At 63.2% G+C, this 20,069-nt stretch carries 14 protein-coding genes; 10 read left to right on the forward strand and 4 right to left on the reverse strand.

Annotation, left to right across the window (positions count from 1 at the left end):
* Positions 1–22: 22 nt before the first annotated feature.
* The gene (purL, locus tag AACO21_RS10820) at positions 23–3,955 is read right to left on the reverse strand and encodes a phosphoribosylformylglycinamidine synthase (protein WP_346192527.1); all 3,933 of its coding nucleotides are present in this window, start codon (positions 3,953–3,955) and stop codon (positions 23–25) included.
* Positions 3,956–4,238: 283 nt separating this feature from the next.
* Here purL and AACO21_RS10825 point away from each other — a divergent pair, with 283 nt between their 5' ends.
* The 7 genes from AACO21_RS10825 (at position 4,239) to AACO21_RS10855 (ending at position 14,779) form a co-directional block, all read left to right on the forward strand.
* Positions 4,239–5,015: a DUF3348 domain-containing protein gene (locus AACO21_RS10825; protein WP_346192528.1), complete on the forward strand. Its 777-nt coding sequence runs from the start codon at positions 4,239–4,241 to the stop codon at positions 5,013–5,015.
* The gene (locus AACO21_RS10830; protein WP_346192529.1) at positions 5,005–7,653 is read left to right on the forward strand and encodes a DUF802 domain-containing protein; all 2,649 of its coding nucleotides are present in this window, start codon (positions 5,005–5,007) and stop codon (positions 7,651–7,653) included. The genes AACO21_RS10825 and AACO21_RS10830 overlap by 11 nt, the downstream gene beginning before the upstream one ends.
* Before the next feature lie 2 nt (positions 7,654–7,655).
* Entirely contained in the window at positions 7,656–8,300 is a 645-nt protein-coding gene (locus AACO21_RS10835) for an OmpA family protein (protein WP_346192530.1), read from the forward strand.
* Positions 8,293–9,036 carry a DUF2894 domain-containing protein gene (locus AACO21_RS10840; RefSeq protein ID WP_346192531.1) on the forward strand — a complete coding sequence of 248 codons (744 nt, stop codon included), beginning with the start codon at positions 8,293–8,295 and terminating at the stop codon, positions 9,034–9,036. The genes AACO21_RS10835 and AACO21_RS10840 overlap by 8 nt, the downstream gene beginning before the upstream one ends.
* Positions 9,037–9,184: 148 nt before the next feature.
* Positions 9,185–10,813 (forward strand): methyl-accepting chemotaxis protein, encoded by a 1,629-nt coding sequence (locus AACO21_RS10845; RefSeq protein ID WP_346192532.1) that lies wholly within the window; start codon positions 9,185–9,187, stop codon positions 10,811–10,813.
* A 183-nt stretch (positions 10,814–10,996) separates the two neighbouring features.
* Entirely contained in the window at positions 10,997–11,782 is a 786-nt protein-coding gene (locus AACO21_RS10850; protein WP_346192533.1) for a hypothetical protein, read from the forward strand.
* Between the two features lie 162 nt (positions 11,783–11,944).
* On the forward strand, positions 11,945–14,779 hold the full coding sequence (locus tag AACO21_RS10855; protein WP_346192534.1) for an ATP-binding protein: 2,835 nt from the start codon (positions 11,945–11,947) through the stop codon (positions 14,777–14,779).
* Between the two features lie 53 nt (positions 14,780–14,832).
* On the opposite strand, the gene nudC is transcribed toward AACO21_RS10855, so the two are convergent.
* From nudC to AACO21_RS10870, 3 genes are all read right to left on the reverse strand, one after another.
* Positions 14,833–15,615 (reverse strand): NAD(+) diphosphatase, encoded by a 783-nt coding sequence (gene nudC, locus AACO21_RS10860; RefSeq protein ID WP_346192535.1) that lies wholly within the window; start codon positions 15,613–15,615, stop codon positions 14,833–14,835.
* Between the two features lie 79 nt (positions 15,616–15,694).
* Positions 15,695–16,330 (reverse strand): DUF1294 domain-containing protein, encoded by a 636-nt coding sequence (locus tag AACO21_RS10865; protein WP_346192536.1) that lies wholly within the window; start codon positions 16,328–16,330, stop codon positions 15,695–15,697.
* A gap of 425 nt (positions 16,331–16,755) precedes the next feature.
* The gene (locus AACO21_RS10870) at positions 16,756–17,103 is read right to left on the reverse strand and encodes an excalibur calcium-binding domain-containing protein (RefSeq protein WP_346192537.1); all 348 of its coding nucleotides are present in this window, start codon (positions 17,101–17,103) and stop codon (positions 16,756–16,758) included.
* Between the two features lie 322 nt (positions 17,104–17,425).
* On the opposite strand from AACO21_RS10870, the gene AACO21_RS10875 reads away from it, so the two are divergent.
* Genes AACO21_RS10875 through AACO21_RS10885 form a run of 3 tightly spaced genes read left to right on the forward strand, consistent with a single transcriptional unit; the run spans position 17,426 to position 20,038 of the window.
* Positions 17,426–18,421 (forward strand): ABC transporter substrate-binding protein, encoded by a 996-nt coding sequence (locus tag AACO21_RS10875; protein ID WP_346192538.1) that lies wholly within the window; start codon positions 17,426–17,428, stop codon positions 18,419–18,421.
* 4 nt (positions 18,422–18,425) lie between these two features.
* Positions 18,426–19,241, forward strand: coding sequence for an ABC transporter permease (locus tag AACO21_RS10880; protein ID WP_346192539.1), 816 nt, complete (start codon positions 18,426–18,428; stop codon positions 19,239–19,241).
* Between the two features lie 2 nt (positions 19,242–19,243).
* The gene (locus AACO21_RS10885; RefSeq protein ID WP_346192540.1) at positions 19,244–20,038 is read left to right on the forward strand and encodes an ABC transporter ATP-binding protein; all 795 of its coding nucleotides are present in this window, start codon (positions 19,244–19,246) and stop codon (positions 20,036–20,038) included.
* Positions 20,039–20,069 lie beyond the last annotated feature (31 nt).

A 20,069-nucleotide genomic window follows, 5' to 3' on the forward strand; every position in this document is an offset into this window, starting at 1 on the left:
ATTGTCGCTTGCCTGCTGCGGCTTAGCCCACCCAGCGACGGGCGTTGCGGAACATGCGCATCCACGGGCTATCTTCACCCCAGTTTTCCGGATGCCACGACATCTGCACGCTACGGAAAACGCGTTCCGGATGCGGCATCATGATCGTGAAGCGACCATCGTCGGTCGTCACGGCGGTCAGGCCGCCCTTCGAACCATTCGGGTTGTACGGATAGACCTCGGTGGCCTCGCCCTTGTTGTCGACATAGCGCAGCGCACGCAGCACCTTGGCTTCGTCGTCGGCATTGTCGAACACGGCTCGGCCTTCGCCGTGCGAGACGACGATGGGGATCAGCGAGCCTTCCATGCCGTTGAAGAAGAGCGACGGGGAGTCGGTCACTTCGGTCATCACGAAGCGGGCTTCGAACTGCTCGACCTTGTTGCGGCGGAAGGCCGGCCAGTGTTCGGCACCAGGGATGATCGACTTGAGGGCGCTCATCATCTGGCAGCCATTACACACGCCCAGCGCAAAGGTGTCCTGGCGGTTGAAGAAGGCAGCGAACTCGTCGCGACAGCCTTCGTGCATCAGGATGGTCTTGGCCCAGCCCTGGCCGGCGCCGAGCACGTCGCCGTAGGAGAAGCCGCCGCAGGCAACCAGGCCCTTGAAGTCCTTGAGGCTGACGCGGCCGGCCAAAATGTCGCTCATATGCACGTCGACCGTCGCGAAGCCGGCGCGATCGAACGCAGCGGCCATTTCGTAATGGCTGTTGACGCCCTGCTCACGCAGGATGGCCATGCGCGGCTTGGCGCCGAGCTGCAGATAGACCTGGGTGAAATCGTCCTGCGGATCGAAGGTCACCTTCGGCGACAGGCCCGGATCGCTGGTATCCAGAATGCGGTCGAATTCCTGCTGGGCGCAGCTCGGGTTATCGCGCAGGGTCTGCATCTGGTAGCTGGTCTCGGACCAGGCACGCTGCAGATCGACGCGCTTTTCGCGCAGCAGCTTCTTGGCGTTACGCACGACGCGGATTTCGTCGCTCATGTTCGGATAGCCGACGAAGTGGTACGGCAGACCGGCCTCACGCAGTTGCTGGGTGACGGTGGCACGGTCGTCGCGCTTGACCTGGATCAGCGCACCGACCTCTTCGTTGAACAGGGCGCGCACGACATGTTCGAAATCGCGGCCAGCCATCAGGTCCGGGCGCTTTTCAGCGCCATCGACATCCAGCGCCTGGGCGTCGAAGCAGATGCCATCGAGGTCCAGGGTCACGCCACAGCGGCTGGCAAAGGCCATTTCGGCGGCAGCGGCAAGCAGACCGCCGTCGGAACGGTCGTGGTAAGCCTGGATCAGGCCGGCACGGTTGAGGTTCTGGACGGTGTTGAACAGCGCCTTGAGTTGCTGCGGTTCATCGACATCCGGCGCATCGCTGCCGGTGGCGTTGTACACCTGCGCCAGACAGGAGCCGCCGAGGCGCTTCTGGCCGAGGTCGATCAGGATCAGGTCGCTGTCGCCGCAGTCACGGTTCAACACCGGGGTCAGCGTCTTGCGCACGTCGTCGACGGCGGAGAAGGCGGTGATGATCAGCGAGAGCGGCGAAACCACCTGCTTCTTCTCGCCGTTCTCATCCCAGGCGGTGCGCATGGAGAGCGAATCCTTGCCGACCGGAATCGAGACGCCGACCTGCTTGCACAGCTGCGAAATGCCTTCAACGGTGGCGTACAGGCGGGCATCTTCGCCCGGCACGCCGCACGGGGCCATCCAGTTAGCGGAGAGCTTGACCTTGGAGAGGTCGCCGACATCGGCAGCAGCCAGGTTGGTCAGCGATTCGGCAATCGCCATGCGCCCCGAAGCCGGCGCGTCAAGCACCGCAACCGGGGTGCGCTCGCCCATCGCGAAGGCTTCGCCGAGGTAGCCCTGGTAACCCATCGTGGTCACCGCCACATCGGCCACCGGCACCTGCCACGGGCCGACCATCTGGTCGCGCGCCGTCATGCCGCCGACCGAGCGGTCGCCGATGGAGATCAGGAAGGTCTTGTCGGCAATCGCCGGCAGCTTCATCAGGCGGTAGGCGGCGTCCTTCAGCTCCAGCGAGACGGCGTCGAAGGCCACGAAGCTGGACGGCTGGCTGGTCACGTCGCGGGTCATGCGCGGCGGCTTGCCGAGCAGCGCTTCCATTTCCATATCGACCGGGTTGACGCCGAAATGCGCGTCGGTGACGGTCAGGTGGCCGTCGCCGGTGGCTTCACCGACCACGGCAAACGGGCAGCGCTCGCGCTCGCACATGGCCTGGAACTCGGCGATGCGGGCCGGCGGGATGGCCAGCACGTAACGTTCCTGCGATTCGTTCGACCAGATTTCAGCCGGCGACATGCCCGGCTCGAGAATCGGCACCTTGCGCAGATCGAATTTGGCGCCGACGCCGCCCGAGTGGGCGAGTTCCGGCAGGGCGTTGGAGACGCCACCGGCGCCGACGTCATGCACGGAGAGAATCGGGTTGTCCTTGCCCATCTGCCAGCAACGGTCGATGACTTCCTGCGCGCGGCGCTGGATTTCCGGGTTGCCGCGTTGCACCGAGGCGAAATCGAGGTCTTCGGCATTGACGCCAGCCGTCATCGACGAGGCGGCACCGCCGCCCAGACCAATCAACATGCCCGGGCCACCCAGCTGCACGAACAGCGTGCCGACCGGGAAGGTTTCTTCCTTGAAGGACTGCTCGGCCTGGATCGAGCCCAGACCACCGGCGATCATGATCGGCTTGTGGTAGCCACGGACCACACCGGCGACATCCTGCTCGTAGGTGCGGAAATAGCCGGTCAGGTTCGGACGGCCGAATTCGTTGTTGAAGGCGGCGGCGCCGATCGGGCCTTCGATCATGATGTCGAGGGCGGAGGCGATGCGCGACGGGCGGCCGTAGGCTTTTTCCCACGGTTGCGGCGCATCCGGGATGTTCAGGTTGGAGACCGAGAAGCCGCACAGGCCGGCCTTGGGCTTGGAGCCTTTGCCGGTCGCGCCTTCGTCGCGGATTTCACCGCCGCTGCCGGTCGACGCGCCCGGGAAGGGCGAAATGGCGGTCGGGTGATTGTGCGTCTCGACCTTGGTCAGGATGTGGGTCAGCTCTTCCTTGTAGGAATAGCCACGATCCGCATCCGGGTAGAAACGGTTGATCGTCGCGCCCTCGATGATCGAGGCGTTATCGGCATAGGCCATCACCGTGCCCTGCGGGTGGGCGGCGTGGGTTTCGCGGATCATGCCGAACAGGGTCTTGTCCTTCTGCTCGCCGTCGATCACCCAGGAGGCGTTGAAAATCTTGTGGCGGCAGTGCTCGGAGTTGGCCTGCGCGAACATCATCAGTTCGACGTCGGTCGGGTTGCGCTTGGCCTTGGTGAAGATGTCGAGCAGGTAGTCGATTTCGTCATCGGAGAGGGCCAGACCCAGGGCGCCGTTGGCCTCGACCAGCGCGGATTTGCCACCGCCCAGCACGTCGACCGTCGCCAGCGGCTTCGGCTCGAAATGACGGAACAGTTCGCCGGCTTCGGCAAAACCGGCCAGCACCGATTCGGTCATGCGGTCATGCAGCAGGCCGACAACGATTTTCTGCTCGTCGGCAGTCAGCACGCGGCCGCCCTTGAGCACCACGTGGTAGGCCACGACACGCTCGATACGCTCGAGGGCCGGTTCCAGATCGCAGTTGAAGGCGATGTCGGTGGCCTTCGAGGACCACGGGGAAATCGTGCCGATGCGCGGCGAGACCAGGAAGAGCTGGCCCTTGTCCTCGGTGGCCGGCTGCTCTTCAAGGAGTTGCGCCAGCTTGGCGCGCTCGTCGGCAGTCAGCGGACGCTTCTGCGCCACGACATGCCAGTAATCGGCGCTCACCGACTCGATATCGGAGACAGCCGCAGTCAGGCGGGCTTGCAGGCGTTGCAGACGGAAAGCGGAAAGAGCGGTGTCGCCCTTGAGGCAAAGGATGTCGGCCATGAGGAAAAATCAGGGGTTTCGCGAAAGGCGGAATTATAACCGAGGCACGCGCCCCCCGCCGCCCGCGCACACGCTTTTCCTCGCCCTTTCGACGCATCGTCGCGTCAAATCCAACGCCCGAACCCCCAGGCAAGGCGACACACCCTCACCGGCGGAGAAGCCGCTACCGGCAAGATGCGTTTTCCCGCCATGCGCCGGACAGCCTGACGTCATACCCGCTGACCGATACGGCAAGTTGTAGTAGCCTTGCGGCCTTTTCCGATTGACGACACGGGTATTGAACATGGCTGGTGCCTTGCAACGCGCCACATTCAATCGTGCCGGCCTGGTTCGGATCCTCTCCGAAACCGTCCCCCACGCCAACGCTTTGCACTACGACTTCGGCGAGCGCCTGGGGCAATGGCTGGACTTCACGGACGCACTCGCCCTCTTTTCGGTGCTCAATACCGGCACCGGAAACGCCGCGCCTGCGCCGACGCACCCGCGCGCCCATGCCCTGCAGGAACAACTGACACGCACCCGCCGGCAACTCGCCCAATCGATCGCCAACGACGGGGTGTTCACCAGCGAACCAGCCAAGCTGCGTTTTCCCACGCCACTGCCCGAGGCCACTGCCGAAAGCGCTGCCGATTTTTCGCCCTACCATCGCTTTTATCTCGCCCACCAGCGCGACATGAGCAGCGCGATCAGTGCCCTGCGTACCCATGCGCGCAAGGCACTGAGCAGCCTTGCCCCCGCGCACCGGCAACTGGCCGAACTCGATGCCGCATTCGAAAAAGCCCTGTTCAGCCGGGAGCGCCATCTGCTCTCCCTGATCCCGATGCTGCTGGCCAAACGCTTTTCCGAACGGCTCGCCGCCCATCGCGCCCAGCTACCGCCGGGCGAAGCGGACGATCCCGCCCGCTGGACCGACCCCGACAGCTGGCTGGCCGCCTTTTGTCAGGACACCCAGGCCGTCCTGCTGGCCGAACTCGATCTTCGCCTGAAACCCGTGGCCGGCCTCATCGCCGCCTTGGGAAAGACTGCCGACACGCCGGAAGACCCGCCCCATGAACCGTAACTACGCCCTCTTCGCCTTTGTCCTCGGTCTCATTGCCTGCCTCTGGGTAGCGCTGGGCTATCTCGACGGCAGCCTGCTGGCCCTCGCCGTCACGCTGGTCATCACAACGGTCTACCTCGTCGGGGCCCTCGAAATGCGCCGTTTCCAGCGCAATACCGAAAGCCTTGCCGCTGCGCTGGCCAACATTCCGGATGATCTCGGCCATCTGGGCGAGTGGTTGCAGCAGGTTCCGGGTGCGCTGCGCAACACCGTGCGCCAGCGCATCGAGGGCGAACGCGTGGCGCTGCCCGGCCCGCACATCACGCCCTATCTGGTCGGCCTGCTCGTGCTGCTGGGCATGCTCGGCACCTTTCTCGGCATGGTCGTCACGCTGAATGGCGCCGTGCTGGCGCTGGAAAGCACCACCGACCTGCAGACCATCCGCGCCGCCCTGGCCGCGCCGGTCAAAGGCCTCGGCGTCGCCTTCGGCACCTCGGTCGCCGGGGTCGCCACCTCGGCCATGCTCGGCCTGATTTCCGCCCTGTGCCGGCGTGACCGCCTGAAAGTCGGCCAACAGCTCGACAGCCGGATTGCCGGCGTATTGCGTGATTTCTCGCTCACCCACCAGCGCCAGGAAACCTTCAAGGCCCTGCAAGCGCAGGCCCAGTCGCTGCCGGACCTCGTCGGCAAGCTGGATACGATGATGCAGCAGATGGCGGCGCAGCAGCGCCAGTTGAGCGAACAGTTGCTGGCCGGTCAGGCACGCTTCCACAGCGAGACGAGCACGCTGTACACCCAGCTTGCCCAATCGGTCGACCAATCCCTGAAAACCACGCTGAAAGACAGTGCCAGCGTCGCGGCCAACACCATTCAGCCGGTCGTCACGGCGACGATGCAGCAGATCGCCGACGAGAGCCGCAAGCTGAACGAAACGCTTTCCGGCAGCCTGCAAGGACAACTGGAAGGCCTGACCGGGCAGTTCACGCAAACGGTCAGCGCAGTCAGCAGCCACTGGACGGACGCCCTGCATCGGCACGAGCAGGCCAGCGAAGCCCAGCGCGCCCTGCTGGCCGACACCCTCGACCGCTACGCCGAGACCTTCACGCAGCGTTCGAACACCTTGCTCGACGCCATCGAAACCCGCCAGGCCCATCTGCACAGCGAGGCTGTCGAGCGCCAGCAGGCCTTGACCACCACCACCCGGCAGCAGCAACAGACCTTGGTCGACACACTGGCTGCCCGCTTTGACGACCTGAGCACCCGTCTCGACAGCTCGGTCAGCCGGATTGCCGGCAGCTTCGACGAAAAGACGCAAATCCTGCTGTCGACCGTCGCCGACACCCATGTCGCCGTCACCCGTACCGCTGAAACCCAGCAAGCGCACCTTGCCGGCACCGTGACGGCGCAGATCGACACCATCACCCGGCGCCTCGATCGGGCGGTGAGCGCGGTGGCCGAGACCTGGCAGCAGGCGCTCGCCACGCATCAGGCAGAAGGCAGCGCCCTCAACGCCGCACTCAACAGCACGCTGAACGGCTTTGCCGACACCTTCGGCAGCCGTTCCCAGGCACTGCTCGATTCGGTGGCCGAAGCGCACGCGGCACTCAAGGCCGAACTCGCCCTCCAGCATGCCCGCCAGACCGAGCAGGGCGACGCGCAACAGCGCGCCATCGCCGGCCAGGTGGCCAGCCAGCTCGACGGCATTGCCCAGCGTTTCGACGTGGCCGTGAACACCGTGGCCGAGACCTGGCAAGCCGCCCTGAGCAAGCACGAGCAAGCCAGTGAGCGCCTGACCCAGGCACTCGACCAGACCCAGACCGCGCTGGCCGACACCTTCGCCCAACGCACCGCCGCCCTGCTCGCCGACCTGCGCGCCACGCAAGCGGACTGGCAGCGCGACTGGGCAAGCGGCGAACAGGCCCGCCAGGACCAGTTCACCGCTGCCCTCACGGCCATGGCCGGCAAGCTGGAAACGCAATGGCAAGGCCACGGCGACGCCGCCCTCGCCCAACAGCAGGCACTCACGGAAACCCTGAGCAATACGGCGCGCGATCTGGTGGCCGCCACCCAGCAGCAGGCCGAGACCACCATTGCCGAAGTCACCCGCCTGATGCAGACCGCCGCCGAAGCCCCCAAGGCCGCCGCCGAGGTGATCGGCCAGCTGCGCCAGGAACTCTCGGCCAGCATGGCGCGCGACAACAGCCTGCTCGAAGAACGCAGCCGCATCATGGCGACGCTGAGCACCCTGCTCGATGCGATCAACCACGCCTCGACCGAACAACGCGGCGCCATCGACGCGCTGGTCGCCTCCTCGGCCGATCTGCTGGCGCGCATCGGGGACAACTTCGCCAGCAAGGTGGAGGGCGAAACCGGCAAGCTGATCGAGGTCAGCGCCGGCGTGGCGGGCGGGGCGCTGGAAGTGGCCAGCCTGGGCGAGGCCTTCGGCACGGCCGTGAATCTGTTTGCCGAATCCAGCGAGAAGATGATGGGCGCCCTGCAGCGCATCGAAGGCGCGCTCGCCAAGTCGCTCACGCGCAGCGATGAACAACTCGCCTACTACGTCGCTCAGGCCCGCGAGATCATCGACCTCTCCATCCTCTCGCAGAAGAAGATGGTCGATGACCTGCAACGTGTGGCCGGCACGGTCAACGAGGCGTGAGCATGGAAGAGCACGACGCCGGCGGCGAACACGGCACGCCCATCTGGGCTGTCTTTGGCGACCTGATGTCCGGCCTGCTCGGGGCCTTCGTCCTCATTCTGGTGGGTGTCCTTGGCGTGCAGCTGGAGCTGGTCAGCAGCCTGGAAGCCGAAATCGCCAAACGCCAGCAGGAAGAACAGCGCCGCCAGGCCCTGGAAAAAGCCCTGGCCGGCCCGCTGGCCTCCGGGCGCGTCACCCTCAACAACGGCAAGATCGGGATCAGCGGCAATGTGCTCTTTGCCCTCAATTCCGATCATCTGCAAGCCGAAGGCCGGCAAGTGCTGAAAGGCTTGGCTCCACCCATCGCCGCCTACCTCGGCGCCACCGGACAGATGCTGATGGTCAGCGGTTTCACCGACGACATGCCGGTACGCGGCAGCAACCGCCAGTTTGCCGACAACTGGGAATTGTCGGCCCAGCGGGCGTTGACCGTCACCCGCACCCTGATCGAAGAAGGCGTGCCGGCTGATGCCATTTTTGCCGCTGCCTTCGGTGCGCAACAGCCGGTGGCCGCCAACAGCGATGCCGAAGGCCGTGCCCGCAACCGCCGCGTCGAGATGGCCCCCGTGCCGAAATCGAGCCAGGCGGCCAAGGAAGGCAATGGCTGAAAGGCAGCCCACGCCATCGGCGACCTTGCCCACCGAGCACGCTCCGATGGCCACGGGGACACCCACCCCCATTGCGGCGCCCACACCCGAACTGGATGCGCTGCACGCGCTGGGAGCGGCCGAACATGATCCGGTACGCCTTGCCTACCTGAGCGCCCTGGCTCGACGCATCTCGGCACAACCGGCTGCCATCCGCGCCCCGCTGCAGCAAAAGCTGACGGCGGACATCGCCCGTTTTGCTGCAGATCTGGCCACAAGCCCCGCCAAGCCCGTTCCCTGTGCCGCGACCGGCAGTTCCCCGCTGAGCACCCTGCTCGCCTATCTGCGTGAGCAGGGTGAAACACCACTCGGCCCCAACCTGGCGGCCGCACCGGCATCGAGCCCCAGCTTGCCGACGGTCGACGCCGAAAAACCCGCCAAATCCACACCACGCATCGGCGAGGCTGCGCCCGAACTGAAAGCCGTCGCGTATTTCCGCGATGCCTGGTCACGCCTGAGTACGGAGCAGCAACTGACGCAAACCCTGGCCCAGGCCCCGGAGAATGCCGGCCCGATGAACTCGCAGCATCTGGTCCTGCGCAGCCTGCAGATCATGCGCGACATCGCGCCGGATTACCTGCAAGGCTTCATGTCCTACATCGACACCCTGATCTGGCTGGAGCAGGCGGACCCAAGCAAAGCCCCCGGCAGCAAACACGCCGACAAAAAGCCGCGAACAGCCAGGAAAGCCACCTGAAACCCGGCACAAACCCTCAATCCGTAGACATCGGCAGGCGAAAGCACTAGCCTGCATGGGTGGGCCACGCACACCTCAGGGGCATCCCCGCATAACAAGGGCACCACAGGCCACCACAGACGGCCTCAAACAAGATGGAGAGACAAACATGGGCGCATTTCATTTCCGCAGCCTGAAGGGGCGGCTGACCCTCTCGGTGCTCGTTGCCCTGATCGGCCTGGTGGCCCTCGGGGCCTTCGAAATCCTTCACTTGCGGACCCAGCTGCTTGCAGACCGCAAGGCCACGCTGCAAGCCGCCGTCGAGATTGCCTTGAGTACCGTTACGGACCTTCATGCTCGGGCCGGGCGGGGCGAACTGAGCCAGGATGAAGCCCAAAAAATCGCCAAGGATGTGCTGCGCAGCATGCGCTATCAAGGCGCGGAATATTTTTATATCTACGACAGCAAGGGCATCGGGGTCATGCACCCGATCCGCCCTGAATATGTCGGGAAATCGCACTGGGATCGCAAGGACAAATCGGGGGCTTACACGGTTCGCAACATGATCGGCGTCGCGCTCGATAAAACGGCGTACGTCGAAACACAGACCCCGCGCCCCGGCAGCGACGTCCAGATCCCGAAACTGCATTACCTGCAGCATTTCGCGGCCTGGGACTGGGTCATCGGCACCGGCCTCTACATCGACGATCTCGATGCCCTGTTTTATGAGCAACTGCGCAATGCCGCCATCGTGATCGCCCTGATCCTGCTCGTCGTCGGCGGCGTTGCCTGGTCGATGGCGCGGGCGATCCTGCAGCAGATCGGCGGGGAGCCGGCGCTGGCGCAAGCCACCATGGCACGCGTAGCGGCAGGCGATCTGACCGCCACCCTGGGTGCAGCCCGCCGCGACAGCCTGCTCGGCGAACTGGACAATCTGGTGCAGTCCCTGCGCATGATGATGGGTGAAATCACCCAAGGGGCCAATCAGGTGGCCGAGTCGGCTCGCCAGATTGCCAGCACGTCAAGCGAGGTGGCCGAAGCGGCCGATGTGGAAACCGAATCCACCCAAGCCATGGCGGCAGCCATGGAGGAACTCACCGTCTCGATCAATCATGTCTCGGGCAATGCAGAAGACACTCAGCGCCACGCCAGCACGGCGGCAGAACTCGCCCATCAGGGTGAGCAAAGCGTCGAGACCGTCGCCGCCAACATCTCGACCATGGCCGGTACCGTCGCCAACGCAGCAGAAAAGGTCCGCTTGCTCGCCAGCAATACGCAGGAAGTCGCGCGCATGGCCTCGGTGATCAAGGATATTGCCGGCCAGACCAACCTGCTGGCCCTGAATGCCGCCATCGAAGCCGCCCGTGCCGGTGAGCAGGGGCGCGGCTTTGCCGTCGTGGCCGACGAAGTGCGTGTCCTGGCCGAGCGAACGGAAAAAGCCACTGTCGAGATTTCCAACGTGGTCGATCGTATCCAGAACGAAACGGAGACCACCGCCAAAGTCATGGATGCCGCCTTACCGGAGGCCGAACAGGCCCGCGCCACCGCCAGCCAGACCACCGAACTGCTGCATCGCATCGCCGAGGGTTCCCGTGCCGCCGAAGACCTCGTGCGCGACGTGGCCGCCTCCACCCGTGAACAGAGCGAGGCGAGCACGGCGCTCGCCCAGCAAGTGGAGCGCATTGCCAACCAGGTCGAACACACGGGACACAGCATGCAGATCACGGCATCGGCAGCGCAATCCCTGCAAAACACGGCCCAATCGCTCAAAGCCGCCACCGAACGTTTCCGGCTGTAAGCCCGCCGGTCTCCGGCAACGGCGAGCCCACCCGGCACGGGTAGGCTCGCCGTTTTGCAAGGTGCGCCGCTGCGGACTACCGGCGCACTGCCGCGCAATCCGAGCCGGGCGAGAGCGATGGGCTGGCTATAATGGCGCCCCCCCTTCGTTCTGCCTTTTCCGCGCGCCGCGCCAGGATCGTCCATGCGTTACACCTACCAGTACCTTGTTATCGAACACGATGGCCGCGTCACCACCGACAAGGAGCAGATCGACGCCGCTACCTGGCTCGACTACCTGCAAGCGCATACCGATCGCTACGGCAACCTGCATGAATTCGTGACCGCCTCGCTGGCGGCCCTGCCCAATGAAAACCCGCTGGTTGCCGGCGCCATCGCCAACCAGATCGACGAGATTTTCTGCACCCAGGAACCGACCGCCGTCTTCCAGTTCGCCATGCATTGCTGGGAAGCCGTTCAGGCCGGCACATTCTCCGCCGAATCCTGGGGAGCAGTCCTTGCCACCGCCTGGGAATGCGGCGAACGCGCCATGCTGGACCATATTCCGCTGAGCACCAGCCTGATTGTCCGCATGTTTGAAGCCGCCGATGCGGAAAGCCTGTATCGCGTCAGCGCCAGCAAGGAAGACTGGGCCGCTCACCTGGCCGGCCTGCCGGACGAGATACCGCTGTTCCGTGGCATCACCGCCGCGATGAAGCACCACGAAAACGGCCTGTGCTGGACCACCGACCCGAACAAAGCCAAGCAGTTTGCCGCTCAGAACACGCGAAAGCTGGACGACATCCCCGGGGTGCTGCACGCCCGCGTGCCCAAGTCTGCCGTTCTCGCTGTCTTTGGGCAGGGGGACGAACTGGTCATCAATCCGGCCATCGCCAAAATCAATCTGCAAAGCAGCTACCTGAGCGGTAGCGCCCTCAGCAAATTCCGCCAGAACTGGAAAAAATGGAAGGCGGCAGACAAACAAACCTGAGTTGGAGCGGCACATCGCCCCGCAGTCCCGACACGCACGCCTCTCGTGCAATGCAGCGGTTTTACTGTCAATAGTCCACCAGAAGTACCCCGGATCGCGTGCATTTTTGGCCCGACACCCCTATTCTCTGTTTCATCAGGGAACCTGTGCGTGTGAGCGGCAATGAAGCATTTCACGAAAAATACCAAATACATACAAGCGCTGCACAGCCTGCGATTTATTTGTATTTATCTCGCCAGCCTGATTTTATGCATCCCGATTACGGCACACAGCGCCGAACTGCCCGAGGTGCATGTCCTCCTGATCAATTCGTACCACCCCGGCTATGCTTGGAGTGACGAACTCGAACGCGGGCTCAAGGAAGAACTGGATCGCAGCGGCAAACGGGTCGAGCTCTCCATTGAATACCTCGATACCAAGCGCTTCCCGCTACCCCGGCAACAGCCCTTGCTGCGGAATTTGCTGAGCAGTAAATACGCCAACTATCCGCCCAAGGTCGTGGTCGTTTCAGACAACGCCGCTTACGACTTCATTGTTCAGGAGCGGGATCGCCTGTTTCCGGGCATCCCCATCGTCTTCTGCGGTTACAACAACTATCGCCCGGAATTCCGGCAGCAATTGCGGCAGATTACCGGCGTCAACGAGGTCGCCAACTTCACGGGGACCATCGACATGGCCCTCGGCATGCACCCCAAAACCCGCACCCTGGCCTTCCTGCTTTCCAGCAATGACAGCACCAATCAGCGAATCGGCGAAACCTTTGAAGACAACGTCCTGCCCGGTTTGCGCGAACGTTTTCAGGTCAAGGTCTTCAAGGATGTGACGCTGGCAGCGCTGAAGCGCGATCTGGAGACCTTGCCGCCGGACAGCTTGCTCTTCATTGCGGGCCAGGTCCGAGAGCAGGCCAATGGACGCATGCTCACACCGCTGGAAAACGGTCGGCTGATTGCCACGGCGGGTCACGTACCGGCCTACAGCTTCTGGGATTTTTACATCGGCACCGGGATCGTCGGCGGCCATGTCCTGAATGGCTATGACCAGGGGCATGCGGCGGCGGACATGGTTAAACGCATTCTCGACGGCACGCCGGCGGATGACATCCCGCTCCAGATGATTTCACCCACCACCCCGATGTTCAGCTATGCCGACCTGACCCGCTTTGGCATCGCGAAAAGCAGCTTGCCCCCCAACGCAAAAATCGTTGGCGAGCCGGATTCGGTCTGGCACAAATACAAGGAAGGCATTCTCTCTGCGGTGGCCCTGATCGTCCTGCAAAGCCTGCTCATCTTCTGGCTGCTGCGCAGCATGCGCGAACGGCGGCTTGCCCTGGCGCAACTGGCCGAGCAAAGCAATCAACTGGAGCACACCGTCAGCGAACGCACCCGTTCCCTGCAACGCAGCGAACAGCGCATGCGGGCGCTGCTCGATACGGCACATGTCTGCATCTTCATGGTCGATGCCGATGGGCGTATTACCCATGCCAACCGCTACATGAGCGAACTCTTCGGCCGCCCTCAGGACGAACTGATCGGGAGCGAGTACGTTTCCCTGATCGCACCGGAGGAACGCGACAGCGGGCGGGCAAAAATGCTGCAACTGATGCGCAGTGAAATCGGCAGCGTTGATGTCGACCGTCATTACTGGCGACCGGACGGCAGCCTGTTCTGGGGACATCTGAACGGCATTCAGCTCCGGGATGAAAGCACCGGGGAGTTCCAGCTGATCGGCGTCATTGCCGACATCAATGCGCGGAAGCAGGCACAGCAGGAACTGGAACGTTATCAGCAGCACCTGGAATCGCTGGTCGAAGCACGCACCCAGGAACTGCAACAGGCCAAGGATGCCGCCGAGGCCGCCAACCGGGCCAAGAGTGCCTTCCTGGCCAACATGAGCCACGAATTGCGCACCCCGATGAATGGCGTGCTGGGCATGATCGGTCTTGCCCAAAGGCGCATGGCAGACCCGAATGGACGCAGCCAGCTGGACAAAGCAACCAGCGCGGCAAAGCACCTGCTGACCATCCTGAACGACATTCTCGACATCTCAAAAATCGAAGCCGAATGCATGGCCTTCGAGTCGCACCCGCTCCAACTGGGCCCCCTCCTGGAAAACATGGCGCACCTGCAGGTCGGACTGGCCCGTGACAAGGGGCTGATTTTTGCCATCGACCTCCCGCCCGGCCTGGCCGACCTGCCACTCCTGGGCGATGCCCTGCGCCTGAATCAGATCCTCCTCAATCTGGTGGGCAATGCCATCAAATTTACCCATCAGGGCCGCGTGACCCTGCTGGTGCGTGCTGAAACGGAAGATGCACAGCATGCCCGTATCCGCTTTGAGGTCCGTGACACCGGCATCGGGATTCCCCACGAAATCCAGCACAGACTATTCAGCCCCTTTGAACAAGGGGACAACTCGACGACCCGTCGATTTGGCGGCACCGGCCTGGGGCTGGCCATTTGCAAACGCCTGGTCGAACTGATGGGCGGAGAAATTGGCGTCAACAGCACGGAAGGCCACGGCGCCTGTTTCTGGTTCAGCCTGCCGCTGAGCAAAAATACCGCCCCGTCGGCATCGAATCTAGGCGGCAAACTACACGATGAAGCCGAACGCGCGCTCCATCGCCTGCACGCCGACAAGCGCCTGCTCATGGTCGAAGACGACCCACTCACCGCCGACATTGTCCTCACGCTCCTGGGCGATACCGGCCTGAACGTTGAGCACGCTGCGGACGGTGCCGCTGCGGTCATCGCAGCGCGCCAATCTGCTTACGACCTGATCCTGATGGACATCCAGATGCCCGGCCTCAATGGCTACGATGCCACGCGTGCCATCCGTCAGGACTCGCTCAACCGAAGTACCCCGATCATCGCCGTGACCGCCAATGCCTTCGACGAAGATCGCCAGGCAGCCATGGCTGCCGGCATGAACGCCCACATTGCCAAGCCCTTCCTGCCGGAGACGCTCTATCAGACGATTCATGCCTGGCTGAGTGAATGAGGCTGTTCCTGCTTGTTCCCGCTTTTTCTGCGGGAAGCCAACTCAAACAGCCGTCAGCCGCGCAGGTCGGCCAGCGCTGCCTCAATCAAGCGGCGCGAGATGCTCAGGCGGTCCGGCAGCAGGGGCAGGTCATCGACCGTGCACCAGCGCGCATCTTCGATTTCAACCGGATCAAGCTGTAATTCACCGCCAGCGTAATCGGCAAAGAAGGCAACCATCAGCGAATTCGGGAACGGCCAGGACTGGCTGCTGAAATAGCGCAGGTTGGCAATCTCAATCCCCACCTCCTCGCGTACCTCGCGGGCGGCGCACTGCTCAAGCGACTCGCCCGCCTCGACAAAACCGGCCAGCGCGCTATAGACCCCCGGCTTGAAGCGCGGGCTGCGCGCCAGCAACAAACGCTCACCATCCCGCACCAGCACCATGATGGCCGGCGAAATGCGCGGATACGCCACAAGACCGCACGCCGGGCACTGCATGGCCGACTCGCCGGGCAGGCCGACGGTCGACGTCCCACACTGGCCACAAAAGCGGTGCTGCTTCTGCCAATCCAGCAACTGCACCGCCCGCCCGGCCAGCGCAAAAGCCGCCTCGCCACCGAGGCTGTACAACTCGCGCAGCGGCGTCAGGGAGAGGGGCAAACCCAGCAAGGGCGAACCGTAATCCGGCAACGCCGCCAGATCCAGCGCCCGGCAAGGCGTGCCCTGCCATTCCCCGACCAGCACCCCCTCCCCAGCCTCCGGACACGGCGACACATCCAGCATCGGAAACACGGCAGCATCCGCCAGCGTCAGCAGGCGGTGTTCATGGCGGAGGATCCAGTAGCTTGGCGACATCAGGCAACCTTCATGGCGAAAACAGCGATGATAGGCTGGAAACCGATGGCTGAGCAGAGGCCGCTGCAGGCAAGCGAGTTCAAACCGGCAGATAGGCCCGCGCCGCAGGCCAATTGAGGCCCACAAAGGCGGCCACATTGAGCAGCACCGTCAGCCAGAACATCCGGCGAAATGACGTCTTGGCCGACTTGTGCCGCAGCACTTGTTGCGCCACCAGCGCCCCTGGCCAGCCCCCCATCAAGGCCAGCCCATGCAAGGTATCCTCCGGCGTCCGACGCCGATCCGCCCGCGCCGCCGCCTTGTCCCAGGCATAAGCCACAAAACAGAGCAGACTCCAGCCCGCGTACCAGCCTGCCACCCAGTGCGGCACCTGCCACAGGGCACCGACAAGCAGATAAACCAGGACAAAGCCGAACAAGGCAAAGTAGCTGGCCGTCCCCCATTGGGCCGAACCGGTATCCCCCGCTTTCGAGCGCTGGCGCACCGCTTTCAGAACCGCCACCTGCTGCGCCCGTTTTTTGCCGGCATCCGTTGTTTCCACCGTAAAACGTAAACGCATCCCCACCTCGGGGCGCCCTGCTGCCTGCTTACGACCGGCCATAGCGACAAACGCCTTGGCATGCACAAACACCTGCGGCCCGCCCAAGTCCGGCTCAATAAACCCAAAGCCACGGGCATCATCCCAATTTACCAACACACCATCTTGCTGGCTCATATTCATCTCAACTCGGTGAAACACGCCGACACTGCCCACGATAATGGCGCTCAGCGTCTGAATCCAGCCGCGACGTAGCTGTTACGCTCTGCTCACACCAATCTGCCAGACCTCGCGTATTTTCGTAGCATCGCACCTTACGATGAGCTTCATCCTGGGGCCGCAAATTTGGGGTGGAGGTCACACTCATCAAGCATTGATCCACCCACTCCGGACGAACCTCTGCGCTGGCATGGCCAGCCGGCACCATCAAAAATGCCCCAAGGGCCACAAAACATATCCAATTCATTCGATTTACATCCTTAAAACATAGGCTTTCCGGGATGCCGACCGTCGGATAGCCTATTCCAACAATCCCGCAAAGACTGCGAAATACCGGGACTCTTCAGTCATATGCTCCGTTTCATGCCGAAGCCTGATCAGCTTTACCGCCCCCCACACCACTGCCGCTCGCACGGCACGCCATCCCCATCGCCATCCATCTGGGTGTTGGGGCAGTTTTTCAGGAAATAGGTGGCTTCTGCGCAGGAGGTCATCTGTGAGCAGTGGGTGCGGCCGTCGCAGCGGAAGGTTTGGCTGGTCTGGGTGAGTTGTCCGACCGGTCGCGCTGGAGACGAATCTGCAGCCGTCGCGAGCAGTCCGACGGGCGGTGTCGCCTTTTGATCAGACTGGGTCATGGCTGCATTGGTCGCCAAACGGGTTTCGTCAATCTGGGGATGCTTGTATTGCCAACCGAGATAGACCAGCAGGGCAAGCAGAATGAGTTTTTTCATCGCAGGGATCGCTTGAGTCGATGCGCATGCCGCATCTGCTGGCAAGGCAAAACCCAGATTATGCCATGCGGGAACCAACATGAAACCTGACTATGACAAAGACTTTGCCGTTCCGGCGCACTCGGCGCAACCCGGAAAAAAACTGTGCGATTTCCCGCACACACCCTGCCCTTTGATTCCGGATCACCGCACACGCCGCTGCATTACATCCCGACGGTCAACGCGTAAAAACACCATGAATTCAGATCACTAGACCAAAATCCTCTGCCTGGCACGGCTCCTGCACTATGGGGAAGACAACAACCCACTGGAGGAGTCCATCATGCAATCCCGTTTTTCTTTTCGCCCGGCCCTGATTGCCGGTGCCGTGCTGGCAGCCTGCTCGCTGACGCAAGTCGCCGTGGCGCAGACGCCGGATGTGGTGCGTCTGGGCAATCTGAAGTTTGCCCATTACGGCGCCGTGTCCTACATGAAGGAAGCCTGCGGCAAGTACAACCTGAAGGTTGAGGAGCGCATGTTCCCGAAGGGGCCGGACATCATGCCGGCCATCGTCGCGGGCGAGATCGACATCGCCGCGCTGGCTTCGGACGGCGCCATTGCCGGTCGCGCCAATGGCGTGCCGATTGTCACCGTGGCCGGTTTTGCCAAGGGCGGTGCGCGCCTGGTGGCCGGTGCCGAAACCGGGATCAAGGACATTCAGGGTCTGAAGGGCAAGAAGGTCGGCGTGACCCGTGGCGGCGCGCATGAACTGCTGCTCTACGCCGAGCTGGAAAAAGCCGGGCTGACCTGGTCCGACAAGCCGGGCAAGGATGTGCAGATTGTCTTCCTCGCTTTTGCTGACCTCAATCAGGCCCTGGCCGCCAAGCAGATCGACGCCATGTGCCAGTCCGAGCCGCAGTCGTCGCAGGCAATCAACAAGAAATTCGGCGTCGAGATCATGAAACCGTACAACACCAAGATGGGTGAGCCGGTGCGGCTGCTGGTCATGACGGAAAAGATGTACACCGAGAAGAAGGACGTCGCCCAGCGCCTGATGAAGTGCTTTGTCGAAACCACTGCCCTCTTCAACAAGGACACGGCGCTGGCCGAGAAGTATGTGCGCGAACAGATGTTCAAGGGCCAGATCACCCCGCAGGACTTCAAGGATGCGATGGACAACGCCGACTACACCTACGACGTGTCGCCCGAGCACATCGACATCACCACCGAATTCATGAACAAGTACGGCGTCGGCCGCATGCAGAAGCCGCCCAAGGCATCCGAGTGGGTCAAGCTCGATCTGCTGCAGAAGGCCAAGGCCGACCTGAAGGTGAAGTGAGGTCATGATGCAGAAACTCAAAGATTTCGCCCACGGCGCCCTGGTGCCGGTCCTCGTGCTCATCCTCTGGGAAGCCTGCTCCCGCGCCGGCCTCTTCTCGGCCGTCGTGATGCCGGCCCCCTCGGCGGTCGCCGCCAAGTGGTGGGCCTATCTGTTGCCGGCCCAGGAACAGGAAGCCGGTCAGTCCTATCTGGCCTGGCTGCTCTCCGGCGAACTGCTGCATGACGCGTACTCAAGCCTCTATCGCGTCATTGCCGGCTTTGTCATCGGTGCCGGTCTGGCCCTGCCGCTGGGCCTGCTGATGGGTGCCAACACGCGCATCTACGCGCTGTTCAACCCGCTCGTGCAGATCCTGCGTCCGATCCCGCCCATCGCCTACATCCCGCTCGCCATCCTGTGGTTTGGTCTGGGCAATCCGCCGTCCTTCTTCCTGATCGCCATCGGCGCCTTTTTCCCGGTGCTGATGAACACCATCGCGGGCGTGCGCCAGGTCGACGGCATCTACCTGCGTGCCGCGCGCAACCTCGGGGTCGGCCAATGGACGATGTTCACCCGCGTCATCCTGCCCGCCGCCACGCCTTACATCCTGGCCGGCGTGCGCATCGGCATCGGCACCGCCTTCATCGTGGTGATCGTCTCCGAGATGATAGCGGTCAATGACGGGCTCGGCTTCCGCATCCTCGAAGCCCGCGAGTTCATGTGGTCAGACAAGATCATCGCCGGCATGATCACCATCGGTCTCCTCGGCCTGGCCATCGATACGGCTGTCAGCCGCCTCAACAACCATCTGCTGCGCTGGCACCGCGGCCTGGAGCACTAATCATGAGCAGCCCCATCCTGATCAACAACGTGCAGAAGGTCTTCAAGACGCCCGGCGGCGATGTCGTGGCCCTGAAAGACATCAACCTCACCATCCAGCCCGGCGAATTCGTCTGCCTGCTCGGCCCCTCGGGCTGCGGCAAATCGACGCTGCTCAACGCCGTGGCCGGTTTCCAGCCGCCCTCCGACGGGCAGATCATTATCGACCAGAAGACCATCCGTTCGCCCGGTCCGGATCGCGGCATGGTTTTCCAGGAATACGCGCTCTTTCCGTGGATGACGGTGGCCCAGAACATCGCCTTCGGCCTCGAAGTGCAGAAGAAGGAAAAGGCGGAGATCGACCTTACGGTCAATCAACTGCTCGACCTCCTGCACCTGAAGGACTTCTGCGATCGCTACCCGAAGGACCTCTCCGGCGGCATGCGCCAGCGTGTGGCGATTGCCCGCGTGCTCGCGCTCGATTCGCCGATCATGCTGATGGACGAGCCCTTCGGCGCGCTCGACGCGCTCACCCGCCGCAATCTGCAGGACGAGCTGCTGCGCATCTGGGAAAAGCTGGGCAAGACCATCCTCTTCGTCACCCACTCGATCGAGGAGTCGATCTACCTGGCCGACCGCATCGTGGTCATGACCTACCGGCCGGGTACGGTCAAGCGCGATCAGGTCGTCGACATGCCGCGTCCGCGCGATCCGGCCTCGCCTGCCTTCAATGACCTGAAGCGCGAACTGGGCCGTCTGGTCATGGAAGAGCAGCAGCGCCATGCCGATGCCGAAATGAAGCTGGCGGCGGTCGACTGAGAAAAATGGCCAAAATCGGTAGGATGTCGGG

The sequence above is a fragment of the Dechloromonas sp. ZS-1 genome (assembly GCF_039649255.1).
Classification (GTDB): domain Bacteria; phylum Pseudomonadota; class Gammaproteobacteria; order Burkholderiales; family Rhodocyclaceae; genus Azonexus.